General features: G+C 64.7%; 19 protein-coding genes and 1 tRNA gene. 18 read left to right on the plus strand and 2 right to left on the minus strand.

The features are described from left to right. Window positions 1-96: 96 nt before the first annotated feature. From WT60_RS04755 to WT60_RS04815, 13 genes are all read left to right on the plus strand, one after another. The gene (locus WT60_RS04755; protein ID WP_059646199.1) at window positions 97-1,029 is read left to right on the plus strand and encodes a helix-turn-helix domain-containing protein; all 933 of its coding nucleotides are present in this window, start codon (window positions 97-99) and stop codon (window positions 1,027-1,029) included. Between the two features lie 223 nt (window positions 1,030-1,252). Next, complete coding sequence (locus WT60_RS04760; RefSeq protein ID WP_060355515.1) at window positions 1,253-2,320, plus strand: sugar transferase; 1,068 nt, start codon at window positions 1,253-1,255, stop codon at window positions 2,318-2,320. Between the two features lie 64 nt (window positions 2,321-2,384). Continuing rightward, window positions 2,385-3,578 (plus strand): polysaccharide biosynthesis/export family protein, encoded by a 1,194-nt coding sequence (locus WT60_RS04765; RefSeq protein WP_038753364.1) that lies wholly within the window; start codon window positions 2,385-2,387, stop codon window positions 3,576-3,578. After that, window positions 3,575-4,009: a low molecular weight protein-tyrosine-phosphatase gene (locus WT60_RS04770; RefSeq protein WP_059583484.1), complete on the plus strand. Its 435-nt coding sequence runs from the start codon at window positions 3,575-3,577 to the stop codon at window positions 4,007-4,009. The genes WT60_RS04765 and WT60_RS04770 overlap by 4 nt, the downstream gene beginning before the upstream one ends. 45 nt (window positions 4,010-4,054) lie before the next feature. After that, entirely contained in the window at window positions 4,055-6,295 is a 2,241-nt protein-coding gene (locus tag WT60_RS04775; RefSeq protein ID WP_059583486.1) for a polysaccharide biosynthesis tyrosine autokinase, read from the plus strand. A gap of 81 nt (window positions 6,296-6,376) precedes the next feature. Further along, window positions 6,377-7,609: an oligosaccharide flippase family protein gene (locus tag WT60_RS04780; protein WP_038753453.1), complete on the plus strand. Its 1,233-nt coding sequence runs from the start codon at window positions 6,377-6,379 to the stop codon at window positions 7,607-7,609. A 32-nt stretch (window positions 7,610-7,641) separates the two neighbouring features. Beyond that, window positions 7,642-8,838, plus strand: coding sequence for a capsular biosynthesis protein (locus tag WT60_RS04785; protein ID WP_060355516.1), 1,197 nt, complete (start codon window positions 7,642-7,644; stop codon window positions 8,836-8,838). Between the two features lies 1 nt (window position 8,839). Further along, on the plus strand, window positions 8,840-9,370 hold the full coding sequence (locus WT60_RS04790) for a serine acetyltransferase (RefSeq protein WP_038753368.1): 531 nt from the start codon (window positions 8,840-8,842) through the stop codon (window positions 9,368-9,370). Then, window positions 9,367-10,311, plus strand: coding sequence for a glycosyltransferase (locus WT60_RS04795; protein WP_059646178.1), 945 nt, complete (start codon window positions 9,367-9,369; stop codon window positions 10,309-10,311). The genes WT60_RS04790 and WT60_RS04795 overlap by 4 nt, the downstream gene beginning before the upstream one ends. A 74-nt stretch (window positions 10,312-10,385) precedes the next feature. Next, the gene (locus WT60_RS04800; protein WP_161788699.1) at window positions 10,386-11,471 is read left to right on the plus strand and encodes a glycosyltransferase; all 1,086 of its coding nucleotides are present in this window, start codon (window positions 10,386-10,388) and stop codon (window positions 11,469-11,471) included. Between the two features lie 85 nt (window positions 11,472-11,556). Continuing rightward, on the plus strand, window positions 11,557-12,399 hold the full coding sequence (gene kdsA, locus WT60_RS04805) for a 3-deoxy-8-phosphooctulonate synthase (RefSeq protein ID WP_059671265.1): 843 nt from the start codon (window positions 11,557-11,559) through the stop codon (window positions 12,397-12,399). Beyond that, complete coding sequence (locus WT60_RS04810) at window positions 12,396-12,947, plus strand: HAD hydrolase family protein (RefSeq protein WP_038753372.1); 552 nt, start codon at window positions 12,396-12,398, stop codon at window positions 12,945-12,947. The genes kdsA and WT60_RS04810 overlap by 4 nt, the downstream gene beginning before the upstream one ends. Before the next feature lie 107 nt (window positions 12,948-13,054). Then, window positions 13,055-13,990 (plus strand): KpsF/GutQ family sugar-phosphate isomerase, encoded by a 936-nt coding sequence (locus tag WT60_RS04815; protein ID WP_059646184.1) that lies wholly within the window; start codon window positions 13,055-13,057, stop codon window positions 13,988-13,990. A 247-nt stretch (window positions 13,991-14,237) separates the two neighbouring features. Here the strand turns inward: WT60_RS04815 and galU are convergent, their stop codons facing one another. After that, the gene (galU, locus tag WT60_RS04820; RefSeq protein ID WP_059583494.1) at window positions 14,238-15,122 is read right to left on the minus strand and encodes a UTP--glucose-1-phosphate uridylyltransferase GalU; all 885 of its coding nucleotides are present in this window, start codon (window positions 15,120-15,122) and stop codon (window positions 14,238-14,240) included. Between the two features lie 745 nt (window positions 15,123-15,867). Between galU and WT60_RS04830 the strand changes: the two genes are divergently transcribed. The 5 genes from WT60_RS04830 to WT60_RS04850 all read left to right on the plus strand — a co-directional run bounded on the left by WT60_RS04830 (window position 15,868) and on the right by WT60_RS04850 (window position 20,941). After that, window positions 15,868-16,101 carry a flagellar transcriptional regulator FlhD gene (locus WT60_RS04830; RefSeq protein ID WP_059583497.1) on the plus strand — a complete coding sequence of 78 codons (234 nt, stop codon included), beginning with the start codon at window positions 15,868-15,870 and terminating at the stop codon, window positions 16,099-16,101. Between the two features lie 728 nt (window positions 16,102-16,829). Beyond that, window positions 16,830-17,822 carry a guanitoxin biosynthesis L-arginine gamma (S) hydroxylase gene (gene gntB / locus WT60_RS04835; protein WP_060355518.1) on the plus strand — a complete coding sequence of 331 codons (993 nt, stop codon included), beginning with the start codon at window positions 16,830-16,832 and terminating at the stop codon, window positions 17,820-17,822. Continuing rightward, window positions 17,823-18,788, plus strand: a complete 966-nt coding sequence (locus WT60_RS04840) for a proline dehydrogenase family protein (RefSeq protein ID WP_060355519.1) — start codon at window positions 17,823-17,825, stop codon at window positions 18,786-18,788. It begins immediately after the preceding gene. Window positions 18,789-18,852: 64 nt separating this feature from the next. Beyond that, window positions 18,853-19,923 (plus strand): aminotransferase class V-fold PLP-dependent enzyme, encoded by a 1,071-nt coding sequence (locus WT60_RS04845; RefSeq protein ID WP_236860860.1) that lies wholly within the window; start codon window positions 18,853-18,855, stop codon window positions 19,921-19,923. Between the two features lie 100 nt (window positions 19,924-20,023). Beyond that, window positions 20,024-20,941: an EamA family transporter gene (locus WT60_RS04850; protein ID WP_038753379.1), complete on the plus strand. Its 918-nt coding sequence runs from the start codon at window positions 20,024-20,026 to the stop codon at window positions 20,939-20,941. Between the two features lie 709 nt (window positions 20,942-21,650). Here the strand turns inward: WT60_RS04850 and WT60_RS04855 are convergent. Continuing rightward, window positions 21,651-21,726, minus strand: a tRNA-Lys gene (locus WT60_RS04855). Window positions 21,727-21,767 lie beyond the last annotated feature (41 nt).

Below are 21,767 nucleotides of genomic sequence, written 5' to 3' on the forward strand. Positions count from 1 at the left end.
GGTCGGATGGGAGCACACGTGAGTCGTGGTGCAGCTTTCGGTGGCGTGTGCTACCGGAAAGGAATCGCTGTCGTCTTGTTTGACGGCTTTTCGTTGATGCACGCGGGACGCATGGCGGAGATCTTCAATCTCGTCAACCGTTTCCGACATGCAGACGCGGAATCCGGCAGCGATTACGAGATGTTGCTGCTGTCGGCGAAGGGCGGTGCGGTGTATTCGTCGTCCGGCATTCCCGTTTGGTCCCAGCCGTTGCACGAGCGCGCGCTCGACAGCGTGCATGCGATTTTCGCAATCGGCGAACCGGATGCGTCCGATCGTGACGATGAGAAGGTGTCCGAATGGTTGCGCAACGCGCGGGCCCACGTTCGCGCGGCGGACGGGGCGCGTCGCCTGTTGGGGCTCGCGAATCTCGAGCGCGGCGATGCGGCCGCGGATGATCTGTCGATCGACACGATGCTCTCAGGCGCCGCGTCCGCCGAGAAAGTCCATCCGACCGCGGCGGAACGTGCTGCATTCTCGGCCGCGCTCGCCGTCATTCGACACGATTGCGGCGACGGCGTCGCGCACGAGGTTGCCGAGCGTTTGTGCCCGGCGATCGCCGCCCGGCCCGCCGAGTCGGCGTTCGCCGCGCGAGAGGCGCGTGCGAGCAAGTTGATTCGCGCGTCGGTCCAACAACTGCGCGACAACAGCGCGAACCGCATTTCGATCGCCGACACGGCGCATGCGGCGGCGATGAGCGAGCGCAACTTCCTGCGCCGATTCAAGCAGGAGATCGGCGTGACGCCGTCGGAGTTCGTGCAGAAAGTTCGGCTCGAGCATGCATGCCACATGCTCGTGCATACCGACCTTCCGGTCGACAAGATCGCGCGGCGCACGGGGCTCGGCAGCGGCGATCGTCTCGCGAAACTGTTTCGCCAGCATCTGTCGATGTCGCCGACCGAGTATCGCGCAGTCGAGCGCAGCCGAGGCGCAGGCGCGGATCTCGCATGCGGCGAATTCGAGTCGCGGCTGAGCGAATCGATTTCATAACAAGCGCCGCGCCGCGCCTGTCGTCTCACCCCTAACCTCAGCTTTGCCACGCTCACGTGCGAGGCCGTGGGCGTCGTTCGGACTTCGTCGGGCGATGAACGCCGAATGTTTGTCGATTCGGATGTCGATGCATCGATGAAAGGCGAGCGGAACGCCGAGCATGGCGGGTAAAAATATAGAAGTGCGAAGTAAATTTTTGATGAAACGCAATCGAGGTTCACATATGCCAGCGATATTTCCCAGAGTCGTCGACATCGCGGTGATCGTGGTCGGCGCGTTCCTTCCGATCCTGATCGAGGCGTCCGGCAGCCCGAACGCGCAGTTCTTCGACGGATCGCTGGTGGCGTTCGCCGCTGCGCTGTCGCTGTCGGTTTTTCCCGCATGTGGGATCTACGAGTCGTCCCGGCGGCGCTCGCCCGTGCATCTGATCAGCCGCACCGCGCTCGCATGGCTCGTCGTGCAGGGCGGCACCGTCGCGCTGCTGTACGCGCTGCGCCGCGCGCAAATTCTCTCGAGCGAGTGGTTCGCGTACTGGACGGTCACGAGCGGCATAGGGCTGTTGATTTTTCGTGCGGTCACGCTCGCTATCTTCGGCCTTGTCGAGCGCGCGAGCCGTCAGGTGAAGGCCGCGACGCTCGATCAGGTGGGCCACGTCGCGCATCGCATGCGCACGTCGGGCATCGCGAAGCGGATCGTCAAGCGCGCGTTCGACGTGGCCGCCGCGTCGTGCTTGATCGCGGTGTTATCGCCGGTGCTCGCCGTGATCGCTTTTCTCGTCATGCGCGACGGCGGCCCGGCCGTATTCGGGCACATGCGCATCGGGCGGGACGGCCGCCGCTTCAGGTGCCTGAAATTCCGCTCGATGGTGATGAACGCCGACGCCGTGCTGAAGGCGCTGCTCGAACGCGATCCGCACGCGCGCGCGGAATGGGCGCGCGAATTCAAGTTGAAGAACGACGTGCGAATCACGCCGATCGGCCGCTTCCTGCGTCGAAGCAGCCTCGACGAGCTGCCGCAGCTGCTGAACGTCGTGAAGGGCGAGATGAGCCTCGTCGGGCCGCGGCCGATCGTCGAGGCGGAGCTTGCGCGCTACGGCGAGGACGTTCGCTACTACCTCGCCGCGAAGCCCGGCATGACCGGACTGTGGCAGGTGAGCGGCCGCAACGATACCGATTACGCGACACGCGTTTCGCTCGACGTGTCGTATGTGAAGGAATGGTCGCTTCGACGCGATCTGTACATCCTGTTGAAAACGGTCAACGTGGTCCTACGCGGATCGGGCGCGTATTGAGCGCGCGCTTCGCGGCGATCGGCGGCCGGAGAGGGCCGGAACTAGAAAGTGAGTCGAGGTGTAGATGGGTAGTCTGGGGGAAGCAGGCGGCGTCGCGCCGCCGACACGCACGTACGGCGCACGCGTGCGTTTGTTGACGATGTGGGTGCCGCTATGCGTGGTGCTCGCCGGATGCGGCGTCGCGCCGGGCATGCGGATGAAGCAGCCGGCGAACGTGCCGGTATCGAGCGCTGACGCAAGCGCGTCGAATGAGGCCGGCCGCGAGCCGCGCGGCGAGCAACTGCCGGTTCCGATCACGAACATCGATCTGAATCTGATCCGCACGCTGCGCGACGCGCAGCGCGGCGCGCGCGGCGCGTCCGATCTCGCGACGCCGGTGTCCGGCTACACGATAGGGCGCGGCGACGTGCTGCAGATCACGGTCTGGGATCATCCCGAGCTCGCGGCGGCGCTCGGCGCGCAGCAGCAGACGGCCGCGCGCACGGCCGATGCGCCGGCAGGCTTCGTCGTCGATCAAGACGGCACGCTGCAGTTTCCGTTCGTCGGACGCATCGCCGTCGCCGGGCTCAAGCCCGAGCAGGTGCAGGCGCGGCTCGCGCGCAAGCTCGCGGAGACGTTTCGCGATCCGCAGGTGACGGTGCGCATCGCGTCGTTCCGCGCGAAGCAGGTCTATATCGAAGGCGAAGTGCATACGCCCGGCTCGCAGCCGCTCAACGACATTCCGATGACGCTGCACGACGCGGTGAGCCGCGCGGGCGGTTTCTCGACGAGCGCGGACCAGAGCCGCGTGATGCTCGTGCGCAACGGCGTCGAGCAACGGATCGATCTGTCGGGCGCCGGGCAGGGGATCAATCCTTCGCGGGTCGTCCTCAAGGACGGCGATCTGCTGCGCATTCCGCCGCGCGACGAGAGCGGCGTGTTCGTGATGGGCGAGGTCAACAAGCCGGTCACCGCGCTGCCGATGCGCAACGGCCGCTTGATGCTGAGCGACGCGCTATCGCAGGCAGGCAGCCTGAACGCGACGACGGCCGATGCGGCGCAGCTGTATGTGATTCGCGGCTCGCTCGACGCGAAGCCGCAGATCTACCGGCTCGACGCGAGCTCGCCTGTCGCGATGGTGCTCGCGAACCAGTTCGAGCTCGAGCCGAAGGACATCGTCTATGTCGACGGCAACGGGCTCGTGCGGTTCAGTCGCGTGCTCAGCCTGTTGCTGCCGGCCGTCAACGCCGGCCTGACCGCGGCGGTCGTGACCAAATGATCGAATCGATTCTCGTCGTCTGCGAAGGCAACCTCTGCCGCAGCCCGATGGCGGCCGCGTTCTTCGCGGCCGCGCTGCCGGGGCGCGCGGTGACGTCGGCGGGCTTCGACGCGCTCGTCGGGCTGCCCGCCGCGCCGTTCGCGCAGGACGTGATGCGTGAGCGCGGCATCGATCTCTCCGCGCATCGCGCGCAGCAGCTCGGCCGCGCGCAGTGCGCTTCGGCGGACCTGATTCTCGTGATGGACCGCACGCAGCGGCGGCACGTCGAGGACCGGTATCCGCTCGCGCGCGGCAAGGTGTTTCGCATCGGCGAGCATGAGAACTTCGACGTTCACGATCCCTATCGCCAACCGCGCTTCGTGTTCGAGCGGTCCGCGCGGCTCATCGAGCTCGGCGTGAACGGCTGGCTGTCGCGGCTGCGGCTCGTGTGAACGATCGCGCGCACGCGCGGAACCGAATCCCCAAGATCTCGATACATGAATTCCAACCAATCCGGCACACAAGCGCTTCCCGAGAGCGACGGCGAAACCGACTTCATCGCCATTCTCGACATCCTGATCGAAAGCCGCTGGCTGATCGCGGCGATCGCGACCGGCTGCTTTGCGATCGGCGTCGCGTATGCGGTGCTCAGCAAGCCCGTCTATCAGGCGGACATCCTGATTCAGGTCGAGGACAGCCCGGACACGTCCGCCGCGAAGAGCCTGCTCGGCGATGTTTCGTCGCTCTTCGACGTGAAATCGTCCGCGGCGGCGGAGACGCAGATTCTCGCGTCGCGGCTTGTCGTGTCGCGCGCGGTCGACCAGTTGAAGCTCTTCGTCGATGCGAAGCCGAAGCGCTTCCCGTTGATCGGCAATTGGCTCGCGCGCCGCAATGAGGGGCTGTCGAATCCGGGCTTCGCCGGCTTCGGCGGCTATGCGTGGGGCCAGGAGCGCATCGACGTCGCGACGTTCGATGTGCCGCGTTCGCTCGAAGGCGACAAGTTCGAGCTGACGATGCTCGATGCGCGCCGCTATCGGCTCGCGGGCGGCGATCTCGAACGCGGCGCCGAAGGCGTGGTCGGCAGGCTCGAACGCTTTGCGGCGAAGGGCGGGGCGATCGCGCTGCGTGTCGATGCGGCCGCCGCGAAGCCGGGTGCGACGTTCGTGCTCGTGCGCCGCTCGCGTTTGCGCACGATCGAGGATCTGCAGGACAACCTCGACGTGCAGGAGCGCGTCAAGCAATCGGACGTGGTCGTCGCGAGCCTGCGCGACACCGATCCGGAGCTCGTCAGCAGCGCGCTCAACGAAATCGGGCGGCAATACGTCGCGCAGAACATCCAGCGCAAATCGGCGGAGGCCGCGCAATCGCTCGAGTTTCTCAACGCCCAGCTGCCGACGCTCAAGCGGCACCTGACCGATTCCGAAGCACGCCTGACGAAATTGCGAGACGAGCACGGAACCGTCGATTTGACCGAAGAGGCGAAGCTCGTGCTCGCGCAATCGGCCGATGCGAAGACACGCCTGCTCGAGCTGCAGCAGAAGCGGCAGGAGCTGCTGTCGCGCTTCACGCCGAAGCATCCGAGCGTCGTCGCGATCGATCGGCAGATCGCCGCGCTCGACGGCTATCGCGGCGCGGCCGAGCAGCAAATCAAGCGGCTGCCGGATCTGCAGCAGCAGATCGTGCGACTGATGCTCGACGTGAAGGTCGACACCGATCTCTACACGGCGTTGCTGAACAACATGCAGCAGTTGCAGCTCGTGCGAGCGGGGAAGGTCGGCAACGTGCGGCTCGTCGATACGGCAGCGGTGCCGGAAGTACCCGTCAAGCCGAAGAAGGCGCTTGTCGCGATCGCGTCGCTGCTGATCGGCGTGCTCGCCGGCTGCGGGACCGCGGTCGGCCGCTCGATGCTGTTTCATGGCATTTCCGATCCGAACGAGATCGAGCGCCGTCTGGGCATGAACGTCTATGCGACCGTGCCGCGCAGCGAGCAGCAGCGGGCGCTGACCGAGCGCGCGAAGCGCAAGGAGCGCGCGATGTCGCTGCTGTCCGTCGTGCATCCGGACGAGCCGGCCGTCGAGAGCCTGCGCAGTCTGCGCACGGCGCTGCAGTTCGCGATGCTCGAAGCGAAGAACAACGTCGTCGTGATCGCGGGCCCCGCGCCGGGCGTCGGCAAGTCGTTCGTGTCGGCGAATCTCGCCGCGGTGCTGACGATGGCCGGCAAGCGCGTGCTGCTGATCGACGGCGACATCCGCAAGGGGCATCTGAACGACTATCTCGGCCTCGCGCGCGGCAAGGGATTCTCCGAACTGATCGCGGGCGCGGTGCAGCCGGACGACGTGCTGCACCGCGACGTGATCGCCGGGCTCGACTTCATCTCGACGGGCGCGATGCCGAAGAACCCGGCGGAACTGTTGCTCAACCCGCGCGTGCCCGAGTTGATCGATGCGTTCTCGACGCGCTACGACGTCATCGTGATCGATTCGCCGCCGGTGCTCGCGGTGGCCGATACGGGCATCCTCGCCGCGACGGCGGGCACTGCGTTTCTCGTCGCGCTCGCCGGCTCGACGAAGCTCGGCGAGATTGCCGAATCCGCGAAGCGCCTCGCGCAGAACGGCGTGCGGCTGAGCGGCATCGTGTTCAACGGGATCAATCCGCGGCTCGGCCAGTACGGGTACGGATCGAAGTACGGCGGCTATCGCTACGTTGCGTACGAATACGGAGCGAAGCGCGATGCGTGACGTTCATGTGTACGCGAGCGGAAGCGACGGTGATCGTCGGTTCTGCGCGGCGTGCGCGCATTCGACTGCCGGAGCGCGGCGATGATCCGCGCTCGCGATTCGATCGTGTCGCTGTGCGGCGTCGTCGCCGGGCAGATCGCGCTTTTCGGCTGCATCTCGCTGATCGGGCGCTTCCAGGGCCCGGAGGCGCTCGGCCATTTCAACTATTTGCTCGCGCTTGCGACGTTCGCCGGCACGCTGCTCGCGGGCCGCTACGAGCTCGCTTGCGTGAGCGACAGTGCGGCGGAGTCGTTCAACGCGCTCGTGAACGTGATGGCGCTCGGCACGGCGATCGTCGCGCTCGGCGGTGCGGCGATTTTCGTGACGGGCCGTGCGGAGCTGGTCGCCGTCGCCGCGTATGGCTTTGCCGTATTCATTCAATTGGCCGCGGGCGGCTATCTGAACAGCCTGAGGCGCTATGGCTGGATCGCCGCGAGCCGCATCGCCGTGAACGGTTCGTTTCTCGCTTGCATGCTCGCCGCGACGTTCGTGCCGACGCTCGGAAGAGTCGACGCGTTCGGCACATATACGGCGGTCACGGTATTCGTCGCACTGTCGATGCTGCTCGCGGTTGCCTGTCACGGCAAGCGGCGCGGCTATTCGTTCGAAGTGACGCGTGCATTCTTCGTCGAGCATAGCCGCTTCGCGAAGTACATCCTGCCGTCGACGCTTTGCGGCTCGGTGTTGACCTATGCGCTCGCGATCGTGATTCCACACTGGTTCGATGCGCAGAGCGCGGGGTATTTCGCGGCCGCGTATCGGCTCGGTTTCTTTCCGGTATCGCTGGTTGCGCAGAGCCTCGGCGGCGTGTTTCGGCGCGACGCGATGGCCGCGATGGCGCGTGATGACGCACGAGCGATGGTGCCGAAGGTATTCGGCGCGTATGCGCGCTCGCTCGCGCTGCTCGCGGCGGGCTATGCAGCAGGCGGCGCGCTGTTGTTCGGCCCGCTCGTCGGGCTCTTCTTCGGCGCGCGCTGGAGCGGCGCGATCGCGTTCTTCCAATGCATGATCCCGCTCTTCGCATTCCAGATGATCTACGTGCCGCTGTCGCAGATCTTTCTCGCGGCGCGCGCGCAGCGCATCGATTTCCTGTTTCAGCTCGGCTCCGGCGTCGTGCTCGCCGGCGCGTTGTGTACGGCGAAGCTCGCGGATCTGTCGGTGCTCGCGAGCGTGCGCCTGTTTTCCTTTTCCGGCGCCGTGCTGATGATCGCCGGCATCGCGCTGACGTTTGGCGTGATGAAAGGCAGCGTGTCTCGTCGGCGTGCCGACGCATGACGTTTCCTCCAATTCTTCATTGAGCGCAGATCATGATTGTCGTCGTCATCGATTCCATGGAGCGTTATTACTTTGCCGCGCGGCTCGTGAAGGCGGTCAGAAAGGAGTTCGGCTTTCTGTTCGCGACGAGCGAGCCGGTCGCGCACCTGATGGCGCTGAGCGCGGGCATCCGGTCGGTTTATCTGCGGCGCGGCGCGCCGATGCCGGCGGCGTCCGACGCGGCGGCCGCGATTCGTTCCGACGCGTCGATCGAAGTGCTGAACGGGCAAATGACGCCCGGGCTCGCGCGTGCCGACGCGGCGGCGATCTATGCCGCGATGTCCAACGTGTTTCGTCGCCGTCTGATTTCGCAGTGCCTGATGTGGAACGGGCAGCAGATCGTGTGCCGCGCGGTCGCGCATGCGTGCGCGGCGCACGGCGTTCCGACGAAGTTCGTCGAGATCTCGAACCTGCCGGACAAGCTGTTCGTCGATCGGCTCGGCGTCAACGCGCTGTCGTCGATCAGCCGCAGTCCGGCCGTCATCGACGGCTTGCCGATGCCGACCGAGGACGAGCATCGCCGCTGGCTCGCGCGCTACGAGCGATACAAGGCGAGGCCGCTGCCGCAAGCGCGCACGTCGTGGCGGCGCAAGGCGGTGTCGGCCGTCAACTATGCGTTGAAGACCGCCACGCAAGGCGTGGCGCGCAAGCGCTTCGATACGGTGCGCGCGACCAACGGCGCGCTCGCGCCGGCCGAGGCGAAAGCGCTGACGGCGAAGGAGCTGTCGGCGGTGCGCTACGTGTTCCTGCCGCTGCAGGTGTCCGGCGATACGCAGATCAAGCTGCATTCGGACGTCGACAATCTGAAGGCGATCCAGCTTGCGTTCGAGCACGCGGCGAACGAAAGCGCGGACCTGATCGTCAAGCTGCATCCGGCGGAGTGCGATACGGCCGTGATCGACGAAGTCGTGCGGATGCAGCGCGTCTATCGCTTCGACATCGTCACGTCGCCGACGACCGATCTGATCAGGCACGCGTATTCGGTCGTCACGATCAATTCGACGGTCGGGCTCGAGGCACTCCTGTACGGCAAGCCGGTCATGTCGCTCGGCCGGTGCTTCTACAAGGAATTCGATCGCGCGCGGCTGCTCAAGTACATCCATTCGTTCCTGATCGACGGCATCGATTACTTCGGCACGGGCGAAATCGCGCCGCGCGCGGCGAGGAACGTATTTTCGATGAAGCACTGACATGCGCACGACGCTGAAACAGACGATCGTCGCGATCGCCGAGGATTGCCGCCGCAATGCGTTCTTCAAGACGCGCTGCGTCGTCGTGTTCTTCCGGATCGCGAACTATCTCGCGTGCCGCAGCAAGCTGACGCTTGCGCTCGGCGCGCCGGCGATCGCGCTCTACATCGTCGTCTGCGACTGGATCATGGGCATCGAGATTCCGGTCAAGACGAAGATCGGCAAGGGCCTCACGCTGTATCACGGCACGGGGCTCGTCATCAACGGCTATTGCGAGATCGGCGAGCGTTGCGTGCTGCGGCACGGCGTGACGATCGGCAACACACTGCAGCCGGACGGCACCTACAGCGGCGTGCCGTTCATCGGCGACGACGTCGAATTCGGCGCGCACAGCATCGCGCTCGGCGAGATTCGGATCGGCAACCGCGCGCGCATCGGCGCAGGCGCCGTGCTGCTGCGGGACGTGCCGGACGGCGGCGTCGCGGTGGGCGTGCCGGCGCGCGTGCTCGAGAAGGAGAAGAGCGCAGCATGAAGGTATTCATCCTCCATCCGGGGAAAGCGAACTACCCGGAAATCGCCGCGTACCGGGATTTTCTCGGCCAGCGCGGCTTCGACGTCCACGATGGCGACGCGAGCGCCTACGCGCGGTTCGGCGACCGAAGCAACTGCATCCTGTGGTGCATCATGGGCTTCTACCGGTCGCTGCCGCCCGCTCGATTCGTGATTCACGATTACCGATCGCTGTCGGTCGGCCGGCTCGCGGCAGTCAAGGACGCGCTCAAGCGCGCGTTGAATGCGAAGCCGGATCTGCGGATCTTTCAGAACGAGCGGATGCGCGGCGCAATGGCGTTTCGCGACGAAATACCGTCGCTGCTGCTGCCGATGGGCGTGCCGGACTGGATCTTCGGGATCGCGAACGAACCGGCGGGCGAGGGCCCGGCGGGCCGGTTCTGCTATATCGGCGAGATGAGCCGCGAGCGCGGCTTCCACAGGGTGCTGGCCGCGTATCGCGACGCGCCGCGCACGGCGCGCGACACGCTCGTGCTCGTCGGCGAGCCGGAGCGGGAGATTCACGAAACGTTCGGGCACGTCGCCGGCATCCAGTTCGTCGGACGTGTGCCGCAGCGCGATGCGCTCAAGATCGTGCAGCGCTCCGAGTATGCGGTTTGCTATTTCCCGTATCACCGGCCGCACTGTTTCCAGACGCCGACGAAGCTGCTCGAATACGCGGCGCTCGGCAAGAAGATCGTCTGCAACGACGCGCCGTCGAACGTCGATGCGACGCGGACGCTCGGCATCCGTTCGCACGTCACCGGCGCATCGATATTCGACGAGCTGCTGCCGCTCGCGCGACTGCGCGTGCCGCGCAACGAGCCCGCATGGATGAAGTGGCTCGGATGGACGGCCGTGATTTCGCAATCGGGCGTCACCGAGCATCTCGATGCGATCGCTTCGATGCGGAGCGTGCGATGACGATCGACACCGCACGGCCGCGGCGGGTTGCGACGCCGCCGGAGAAGGGCGCAACGGACAACGGCCGCACGCGGATGAAGATCGTGCAGATCCTCGAATCGAGCGCGACGGGCACGTTGTCGATGGTGTGCCTGATCGCGAATCGCCTCGCGCGCGAGGGGCACGACGTGCACGTCGTCTATTCGATCCGGCCCGATACGCCCGCGAATCTTCAAACGCTGTTCGACGCAACGGTCAAGCTGCGCCACATCCAGATGAAGGGCGTGCCGCCGCTGCCGGTGTTGCTGGAACTGCGGCGCACGCTGATCGGCATCAGGCCGGACGTCGTGCACCTGCATTCGTCGTTTGCGGGATTCCTCGGAAGAATCGCGTCGCTGTTCGCGTTGCCGGATGCGGCGTTCTTCTATAGCCCGCACTGCATCTCGTTCATGCGCCGCGACATTTCCGCGCTCAAGCGATCGGCGTTCGTCGCGCTCGAGCGAATCGCGTGCGTGAAGCGATGCCTGTACATCGCTTGCTCCGACAGTGAACGCGACGCGGTCCGCGCGCATTTGCGGCAGCCGGTTGTCGTGGTCGAGAACGCAGTCGGCGCGATGCCGTCGCCTGCGGCAGCCGATTCGGCCGGCGTGTGCGGTTCGACGTTGCGGGTCGTGACGGTCGGCGGCATTCGTGCGCAGAAGAATCCGCGGCTGTTCGCCGAGATCGCACGCCGCCTGCGCGGCTCGCGCCTGCGCTTCGCCTGGATCGGCGACGGCGACGCGGCACTCAAGGCGGAACTGCGCGACGCAGGCGTCGAAGTCGCCGGCTGGCTCGGTCGCGCGGAAGTCGTCGCACGATTGCGCTGTGTCGACGTATATTTGTCGACGTCGTCGTGGGAAGGCATGCCCGTGTCGGTCATCGAGGCGATGCTGCTCGGCCTGCCTGTCGTCGCGTCCGCATGCGCGGGAAATGTCGACGTCATACGGCACCTGCAAACTGGCGCGATATTTCGCGACGCCGGCGATGCGGTCGAACTGCTCGCATCGATTGACCGCGATCCGGCGCTGCGCGCGCGCCTCGCGGCGGCCGCGCGGCAGGAAGCGCGCGAGCGCTTCGGCGAAGAACGTTTTTTCCGGCAGCTTGCGCCGGTGTACGCGTCGCGGCTCGTGCGCGCGTCTTGAGGATTCGCCGCCCCTCATGCGGGCCCGCCGCGCGGAATCGGAGCGCAGCGCACGGCACGGGGCGGTCCATTGGGAGAGTTGATCTATGAACGTAGCAATCAGCCCCGGCGTGACAGCCGGCAACGACCTGCCCTTCGTGCTGTTCGGCGGGCTCAACGTGCTCGAGAGTCTCGATTTCACGCTCGACGTGTGCAGCGAATACGTCGCGGTGACGCGCAAGCTCGGCATTCCGTTCGTGTTCAAGGCGTCGTTCGACAAGGCGAACCGCTCGTCGATTCATTCGTATCGCGGCGTCGGGCTAGACGAGGGCCTGAAGATCTTCGCGGAGGTGAAGGCGCGCTTCGGCATGCCGGTGATCACCGACATTCATGAGATCGAGCAGGCCGCGCCGGTCGCCGAGGTCGCGGACGTGCTGCAGGTGCCCGCGTTCCTCGCGCGCCAGACTGATCTCGTCGTCGCGATCGCGAAGACGGGCAAGCCGGTGAACGTGAAGAAGCCGCAGTTCATGAGCCCGACGCAGTTGAAGCACGTGGCCTCGAAATGCCGCGAGGCCGGCAACGATCAGGTGATTCTGTGCGAGCGCGGCAGTTCGTTCGGCTACGACAATCTCGTCGTCGACATGCTCGGCTTCAGGCAGATGGCCGAGACGACGGGTTGCCCGGTGATCTTCGATGTCACGCACAGCCTTCAATGCCGCGATCCGCTCGGCGACGCGTCGGGCGGGCGGCGGCGGCAAGTGGTCGATCTCGCGCGCGCGGGCATGGCGGTGGGCATCGCCGGGCTCTTTCTCGAAGCGCATCCCGATCCGGATCACGCGCGCTGCGACGGGCCGAGCGCGCTGCCGTTGCATTTGCTCGAAGGCTTCCTGTCGCAAGTGAAGGCGATCGACGATCTCGTCAAGCGCATGCCCGCGCTCGAGATCCGATGAGCGCGCCCGCGTATCGCGGCGCGATCCGGCTCGTGCTGTTCGACGCCGACGGCGTGCTGACCGATGGCCGGCTGCACGTGACGGGCGACGGCGAGTTCATGAAGAGCTTTCATGCGAAGGACGGCATCGCCGTCGCGCTTCTGCGTGCGCACGGCATTCGCAGCGGCATCCTGTCGGGCCGTCACAGCGCGCCGCTCGCATGGCGTGCGCAACAGCTCGGCTTCGACGTGTTCGTATCGGGATGCGACGACAAGCGCGCCGGCTACGCGCGCATCAAATCGGAGCGGTCGCTCGCCGATGATTCGATCGCGTATGTCGGCGACGACGTGAACGATTTGCCCGTGATCGATTCGGTGGGTGTTTCGTACGCACCCGCCGACGCGCACGCGCTCGTCAAGCGGCGCGTCGACCACGTCGTGTCGCGCGCGGGCGGCGACGGCGTCGCGCGCGAAGTGGCGGAACATGTGCTGGTGCGTTCCGGGTTGTCGCTCGACGAAGCGTATCGCCCGCTGCTCGATCAATGGATGCGGCATCACGTCGTCCAATGATCTCGGCACGCGTGACATTGCCGTGCGATCGGACTGCACGCGGCTCGCGCGCGAGCCGCGCATGACGAGAACCAACAACATTTTTCATCGCCTTTCACGGCTCTTCGATGAACCATCACAACTATCTTGATTCCGCGCGGCAAGTCTTCGACATCGAATCGCGCGCGCTCGCAGGCCTTTCCGAGCGCGTCGACGAAGCGTTTGGCGACGCGGTGGACGCGATCCTGCATTCGAGCGGCCGCGTGGTCGTCTGCGGCATGGGCAAATCCGGGATCATCGGGCGAAAGATCGCGGCGACGCTCGCGAGCACCGGCACGCCGAGCTTCTTCATGCATCCCGGCGAGGCGTATCACGGCGATCTCGGCATGGTGACGTCGGCCGACACGTTTCTCGCGATCTCGTATTCGGGCGAGACCGACGAAGTGATCAAGCTGATTCCGTTCTTGAAAAGCAACCGCAACTATCTCGTCGCGATGACGGGCAATGCGCGATCGACGCTCGCGAAAGCGGCGCACAGCCATCTCGACGTCGGCGTCGAGCAGGAGGCGTGTCCGCTTCAGCTCGCGCCGACGTCGTCGACCACCGCGGCGCTCGCGATGGGCGACGCGCTCGCCGTCACGCTGATGAGGGCGCGCGGCTTTCGGCCCGAGAACTTCGCGCGCTTCCATCCGGGCGGCTCGCTTGGGCGACGCCTGCTGTCGAAGGTCGATGACGAAATGGCGGCCGGCGATCTGCCGTTCGTCGACGAAGACGAACAGGCGATCGACGTGCTGCAAGCGATGACGAGAGGCCGGCTTGGGCTCGCGATCGTGCGGCGCGAATCGGGCTTTGGAATCATCACCGACGGAGACGTGAGGCGTGCGATCGAAACGCATGGCGACGCGTTGTTCCGCCGCGTCGCGTCGGATCTGATGTCGATCGATCCGGCAATGGTGCCGCTCGGCACGCGCGTCGAGGATGCGTTGCTGATGATGGAGGCGCGACGCATCAACGCGCTGCTCGTATTCGACGATGAGGGCGTCGTCGGCGTGTTCAAGAAGTAGAGGCGTTTGCAGGGAATGCCGGATATTTCGAGATCCGTACGAAATTCCCGCCGCGCCTCGGATGTTCGGTGACGTCGGCATCGATGGCGGAGTCGGCCGCGAAGTCGGCTCGTCCATCGTGCCGTGAATCGCTCGTCGAGCGTCACGGCGTGTCGGGCGCGCATTGCGTGCCGTGCCGGCCGCGAGCGGCCCCTGCCGCGTGTCGTCACGCTCGCATGTGCCGCTCGCGCATGGTGTACGCGACGCGTTACGCCACGTCGAGCTCCGGAAAGCGCTCGCTCAGATACTGCTCGAAGCCGATTGCGACTTCCGGGTGGCGCAGCGCAAACTCGACCGTCGCCTTCAGATAGCCGATCTTGCTGCCGCAATCGAAGCGCGTGCCGTCGTAGCGATGCGCGAGCACCTGCTCGTCCTTCAGCAGCGACTGTAGCGCGTCGGTCAATTGCAGTTCTCCGCCCGCGCCCGGCTCGAGCGCGCGCAGATGGTCGAAGATGCGCGGCGTCAGCACGTAGCGGCCGACGACGCCGAAGTTCGATGGCGCCTCCGCGGGTTCCGGCTTCTCGACGATGCCGGCCAGCTTGAAGAGATTGTCCTCCCAGCGCTTGCCGTCGATCACGCCGTACGATTTCGAATCGTGCGGTGCGATCTCTTCCACGCCGACGACCGACGTGTGATAGTGATTGAACACGTCGATCATCTGCCGCAGCACGGGCGGGCGGCCGTCGAGCAGGTCATCCGCGAGCACGACGGCGAACGGGCTGTCGCCGACGAGCTTCTCCGCGCACAGCACCGCATGGCCGAGGCCGAGCGCTTCGGCCTGGCGCACGTAGAAGCAGTCGACGTGACGAGGCTTGATGCCGCGCACGAGCGACAGCAGTTTCTCCTTGCCGCGCGCTTCGAGCTCCGCCTCGATCTCGTACGACTTGTCGAAGTGATCTTCGATCGCGCGCTTGCTGCGCCCCGTCACGAAGATCATTTCGGTGATGCCGGCGGCGATCGCTTCCTCGACCGCATACTGGATCAGGGGTTTGTCGACGACCGGCAACATTTCCTTCGGACTCGCTTTCGTCGCGGGCAGAAAGCGGGTGCCGAGGCCGGCAACGGGAAATACGGCTTTTGTGACTTTCAGCATCGGGCGTCGAACCTTCCTTCGAAGACGTTGAACGTTTGCGCGCGAGCCGGCGATGCGTTCTCGAAGCGAACGACATCGGCGATGCGGGCGCAGTAATGCGATGGTAGGGCCGTTTGAATTGTTTGGTTGCGCTAAATATAGGTCTAATCGGACAGACTTCTGACGATGTCGATTCGATCAAGCACGGTGGCGGCGGCAGCGGCTTGCGAATCGACGCGCCGCGAATGACGACGGAGTTTTGCGATGCGGATGCGAGATGATGCCGGGCGCGATCACGGGCGCGAGCGCGTCGCGTCGCGTCGGATTCGACGCGGGAGAAAAAATGCCCGCCTGCAACGGCGCGTGCAGGCAGGCCAATTCCGAGTGATCGGAAGGCTCGCCGCCCGGGGGGAGCGGCTGACCGGGGGCGAGTATGAAGGCGGACGGGCGAACGCGCCTATCGTTCTGTCCGATTGTGCGTAGCAAATGGCCGATGGGGACTGCAAGTCGATTGCAATGCGCGTGTCGACGCGCGGCGAGAACCGCGCGGACGACGTCTTCGTGCGGCGCTCGCGGCGTTCGGATGCAAGCCGACTGCGTCGCGCACGTGCGTGCGGACCGTCATTTGGCGGAACGCGGCCGGATTTTGTCGGACGGGCGCGGCGCGCATCCATTAGCCTTTGCTTGCGGACGCGCATCGGGCAGGTGAAGCGTGTCGGCGAGAACGTTCGCGGATGCGCGCGTTCTTCATCGAAACGGGGCGGTCATGGAAGACGAGAGAGACGCGTTCGACGAGATCGCGGAATTCAACCAGCGGTATCTTAGGCTCGCGCGGCGCTTGTTGTGCGAGGACGCCGGCCGCGCTCGGACGACGCTTGGCATCTCGAACGAACTGGCGACTCGTCTCGTCGCGATGACGCCCGCTCAACTCGAACGGCTCGCTTACGGCGCAGAGCTCGTTTGTCAATTTCGCCTCGACGCGATGCCCGGGCGGGCATGAGGCGATTCACGGCGGAAAGGGCACGCTGAGCCCGCGCTGGGGCGTCGTTGAGCGTCTTCACGGTTCGTCCGCCGCGTAGGCGCGCTCGTGCCGGATGGCAAGACGTCTATTGCGCTTGGCGTGCGTTGACAGTGGGCTCCGCCGAACCGTCGCGATCGCTGGGCGACTTTGTGCCGGCTGCGGACGAAGCCATTGCAGCCACCTCGATATTTTCGCTAAGCGCCCCCGGCTTTCGCGATGCGCATGACCACGCGCTCGAACGACGCAGATCACGCTGCCCGGCAACTCGCGACGTCGTTGCCCGATGTGCCGCGCACACCTGAGGCGACGAGCGATCCGCGTCGCGAATCCCATCATCGCGGACCGGCTGCATGCCGCCACGGGCCTTCGGCCAAACTCCGCTCTTCGGCAGAGGGGGCGGCCACGCGCACGCATCCCAATCGTCTTCTCATGGCGGCGCGTCACCCGCACTTCGATTGCAGTTCCGACTACGAATATTCACCGTGTCGACGCTATTTTCGTCGGAATGTCGAAGCCGGTCGTCCATCAGACGAAAGTTCACGTGGATATCGACTAATTTGTCGTTTAATCAGCGCTATTTAATATGTAATATTCGAGATTGATGTTTGTTTGATTTATGAATGACATTTGGAAGGAAGTCGGTTTTCGATCGTGCGCATGTGTCATTGGGAAGCGCCTAGAAGAAGCACTTAAAAATAGGAACGTCCATGATAGAAAAGCATGTGTTCTCAAAGGAAATTCGCGAACGCTTGAAGCCGTTATTCGCCCTGAATAACTGGCGCGGCCCGCTGGAGCTGGCGAGCGATTATCTCTGCATCGCGGCGGCGGTCTATGCGACATATTGGTCGATGTGGTGCTATCCGCTTGCGCTGCTCGTGATCGGGTCGCGGCAGCGGGCGCTTGCCTCCCTGCTGCACGAGTCCTGCCACAAGACATTCACGCGCAACCGCACGCTGAACAATTTTTTCGGGCGCTGGCTTGCCGGTTACCCGATCTTCCAAAGCCATCGGGCTTACGTGAAATCGCACGTGCTCGACCATCACACGTTTCTCGGCGACGCGAACCGTGATCCCGATTACATCCACTACATCGAGAGCGGTTTGTTCGACGTGCGCGATCGCCTCGATTTCGTCATGCGATTCATCGTCAAGACGATCCTGCTTTTCAATGTCGGCAGCTATCTGAAATATTTGATGACGAACCGGCTCGGTGAGATTTCGCGTGAAAAAAAAGAACTGATGGGATTGGTGTTGACGCAGGCGGCCATCTTTATGGCATTCTTCGTCACGGTGGGCCTGCTCGGTTATGTTCTTTTCTGGATCGTTCCGATCATTACGACATTCCAGATCATTGGCTTGTTTTCCGAAATTTCCGAGCATTTTCCGGTCATTCGCACGACTCGAAGCACGCTGACGATTACCCGAAACCGCTTCCCCGCCCTGCTCGAGCGCGCTTTCATCGGCATGCACGGCGACAATTACCACCTCGTTCATCATTTGCTCGCGGGTATTCCGTTCTGGAATCTTCGGCGCGCGCATACGATCCTGCTCGGCGATTGCGCTTATGCGGCGGCCAATCGGACGTCGGGCGGCATTTTCACCGCGCCGTCCGGACGAATGTCCGTCATGCGGTCGATTCTCGACGAGATCCGCGTTTCCGCTCCCCTCGATTTTCCCGTAGCTTCCCGCCAAGGTGCCTGAATGAACGACGAAATCACGATGCTCGCCGCAGCCGCATTGAAGGGGTTCGCCGCGAATCCGCAGTATGCGCAGCGTTTTCGTGAAGGATCTGCGTTGCGCGAATGGCTGCAAGTGCCGGCGAGCCGCTACATCGTCGCCGGCGACGCCGGCACCGCCGTCGAGCGGATGCGCGTGCTGGCCGGGAAAGGATACGAAGTCGGTCTCGAATGCGTCGGCGAAAACGTCACGGATCGCGAGGAGGTCCGGCGCGTCGAAGCGCAGTATCGGCAGTTGATCGATCTGCTGCCGCATGGCGGCCTGGGGCGGCGAACGGAGCTCAATTTCGATCTGAGCAACGTCGGCTTGCTGATCGCGCGCGATCTCGCCTGCGAGGTGACGGACCGCATCGCCGGCGCGGCGGGCGAAAGGGGCGTGTTCGTGACGCTCAGCATGGAGCGTTTTCCGATGGTCGACGATATTCTGTCGGTGTTCCATCAGCTCGCCGCGTCGCATGCGAACGTCGGCATCACGCTGCAGGCGTATTTGCACCGCACGGCCGGCGACCTCGACGCGGTGCTGCGGGCCGGGCGCAAGATCAGGCTCGTCAAGGGCGTGTACGACGAAGCGCCGGAGCGGGCGCTGCCGCGCTCTTCCGCACTGAACGACCGCTACGTCGAATTGGCGCGCCGCATGGCGGACGCCGGCGTCGACCGCAGTTTCGCGACGCAGGACCCGGCGCTCATCGAGCGTCTGATGCGCGACGGCCTGCTCGGCGGCGATGCGGAAATCGAGATGCTGCACGGCGTGCAACCGGGCAGGCTGCGCGATCTTCGCCGCGACGGTGTGAATTGCCGCGTCTACGGCACGTTCGGCGACAACTGGTATCTGCATTTCCTTCATCGCCTTGCCGAAGCGCCGGAAACCGTCCTGCTGGCGCTGGCGGACATCCAAGATCCGTCGCGCATCGTGTTCGGCGGCGAATACTGAGATGCGCCCGATTCACTTCAATACAGCGGGCGCGGGGCTCGCGTCGCCGGCGGTGATTCGCGCGATGACAGCCTATTTGAACGCTGAATTCGAGCACGGTGCATATGAGGCGGAACGCATGCACGCCGAGGCGCTCGATGCGGTGCGAACCGGTCTGGCGTGGCTGCTGAACGCGCCGTCGAGCAGGAACGTCGCGCTCTTCGACAGCGGCACGCGGGCGTGGCTGACGTGCGTGAATGCCATCGCCGGATGGCGCGGCCGCGGCAAGGTGTGGACCACGCCGTACGAATACGCGGGCAATCTGCTCGCGTTGCAGATGCTGTGCGCGCGGCATGCGCTCGAATTGGAGGTCGTGCCGCTGCTCGAGAACGGCGATCTCGACCTGGAATGGATCGAAGCGCACGCGGACGGCGCGCTGTGCCTCGCGAGCGTGGTCCACGTTCCGTCGGGTTGCGGCATCGTGCTGCCGGTCGAGCGGATCGGGCGCATCCTTCGCGGCGCGAGTCCGCACGCGCTTTACGCGGTCGATGCGTGCCAGTCCGCTGGTCAGCTCGACACCGATTTCCAGCGAATCGGCTGCGACCTGCTGACGGCCGCGGGCCGCAAGTTTCTGCGCGGCCCGCGGGGCACCGGCTTTGCAATCGTGTCGCAGCGCTGGCTCGATCGATTGGGCGAACATCCGATCGACCTGCACGCGGCGGAAGTGCTGGCGTGCGATCGGCATCGGTTGCACGACGATAGCGCGCGTCGGCTCGAGCTGAGCGAAATGCACTTGGCGGCGTTGATGGGCCTGAAGGTCGCCGTCGACGAGGCGCGCGGCCGGGATCTCGACCCGGCGCGGCAGATCTACGCGGCGCTTTGCGAGCGGCTCGCTGATCGGGACGACGTGGCGTTGCTTCATCCGGGATCGGTTCACAGCGGAATCGTGAGTTTCGTGCATCGAGATCGGACGCCCATCGAAGTCGTTAATCATTTAAGATCGCATCGGATCAATGCGTGGAAAATCGCGGGCGGTCATACGCCGCTTTATCTGGGTGCGCGCGGTTTCGATTCGGCCATTCGGTTGTCCGCGCATTGCACGAACGCGATGTCGGATATCGACGATCTCGAGCGGGCGCTTTCCAGTTGGGCGTGACGCGCACGCTGCTTCGGCGTATCGGGGTGCGCATCATTCACCGAAACGGCATCGATATATAAAAGAATTTCACTCGTCGCATCAAGGGGACACCGAACTGATGGAAATAAACGGACGCCTGGACGGTCGGGCCTTTTCGGCTATCGGCATTGCATTGTTGACGTGGTCTTCGTCGTATGCCGCTATTGCATACTGTCTGGGCGCATTTACGCCTAGCGAGATCGCATTTTCGCGATTGTTGGTCGCTTCGATCAGTTTTGCGGCGTTATGGGCCGTCAAGCGCTTCTCGTTGCCGGCCGCGCGGGATTTGCCGAAAATCGCTGTGCTCGGCATTCTCGGATTGACGGTCTATCACCTTTGTCTTGCCTACGCGGAGACGCGCATTCCGAGCGGCACGGCGGCGATGCTCATCGCGCTGTCGCCGGGGGCGACCGCGCTGCTGTCCGCGATCTGGCTGCGCGAGTCGATCAGCCTGATCAAGGCGACGGGCTTCGCGATCGCGCTCGTGGGCGTAGCGTTGGTCGTCGTCACGAGCGGGCAGGGCTTCAGGATGGAGCCGGCCGCGCTGTGGGTGCTCGTGAGCGTTGCGGGCCTCGCGCTCTATACGGTCGGACTCAAGCCGATTCTCGCTCGCGTGGGATCGCTCGGCGTGACGGCGACTGCGTTCGCCGCGGCGACCGTTGCCGCCGTGCCGTTCGGCGCGCCGCATCTCGCCGCCGCGATCGGCGACGCGTCGCATGCCCGCCTCGCCGCGTTGGCGTGGCTCGGCATCGCGCCGACGTTCGTCGGATACATCGCGTGGAATTTCGCGCTGCGGCGCGCGCCTGCATCGCAAGTCACGAGTTTTCTGTATCTGTCTCCACCGCTTTCGATTCTGATCAGCTGGATCTGGCTTGGCGAAAAGCCTCTGTTGATCACGCTATTGGGCGGCGGCGTCACGTTGATCGGCGTCGCATTGGTCAATGCGCGCGGCAACATTGGCAAGGCGGCGGGCGTTCAGCCGTCGAGAAGCGCGTGAATCCGTCGGCGCGCAATTCGCATTGTTCGCATTGATCGACTGAAATCGAATCGCGTCGCGTCGATGGGCGGGCCGCCGCGTAGGCGCCCGCGCAACGACCGAACGGCAGTCACGCCATGGGGGGGCTCATGAATGTGAATCGATTCGTTTGGATCGGCGTAGCCTTGATCGAAGGCGGGCTGATTGCATTAGCGCTGGCCGCGGCTGCGTGCATCATACGCTGGGCGACGTTTGCGGCCGAGACGATGTGAGCGGAAACGGCGGGTTGGTTGCGCGGGAAGGGGGCTTCGTTCGAGTGTAACTTTCCGGCGTGCGAAAGCTGTGCATTTCTCGTTCGGTGGGGCGTGTTGCTTCGGCGTGCCGATGCCCGCCGCCGAAGTGAATCGAGGCGACGGCGCGCGCATCCGTTGAGGCTGCCTGACGGCGCAAGGCCGAAAGGCAATTCTTGAACGATTGTCGTCGACGTGAATGGAACGTGCGCTGGCGGCGCGCGGGCGTACTTCGAGCGCTGAGCGCAAACCGGGCGCACGAGGATGCGCTCGGGTGGCGGGATGGCCGGGTGGGGGATTGTCGCGCCGAGCGACGCGACGCAGTGCGATGAGCGCGTAACGAACGAAGCCAAGTACGTCGACTTCATCGTCGCCGCCGAAATTCGACTTGCCGCAGATGCGAAAAGGGCCTGGCGCGAACGCCAAGCCCTTGATGTCTTTGGTAGGCCGTACTGGATTCGAACCAGTGACCAACGGATTAAAAGTCCGCTGCTCTACCAGCTGAGCTAACGACCCAAAAGAGGCAAAATTATAGCGGCCGCCTCGTGAGCTTGTCA

The organism is Burkholderia sp. MSMB617WGS (genome assembly GCF_001532025.2).
Taxonomy (GTDB): Bacteria; Pseudomonadota; Gammaproteobacteria; order Burkholderiales; family Burkholderiaceae; genus Burkholderia; species Burkholderia savannae.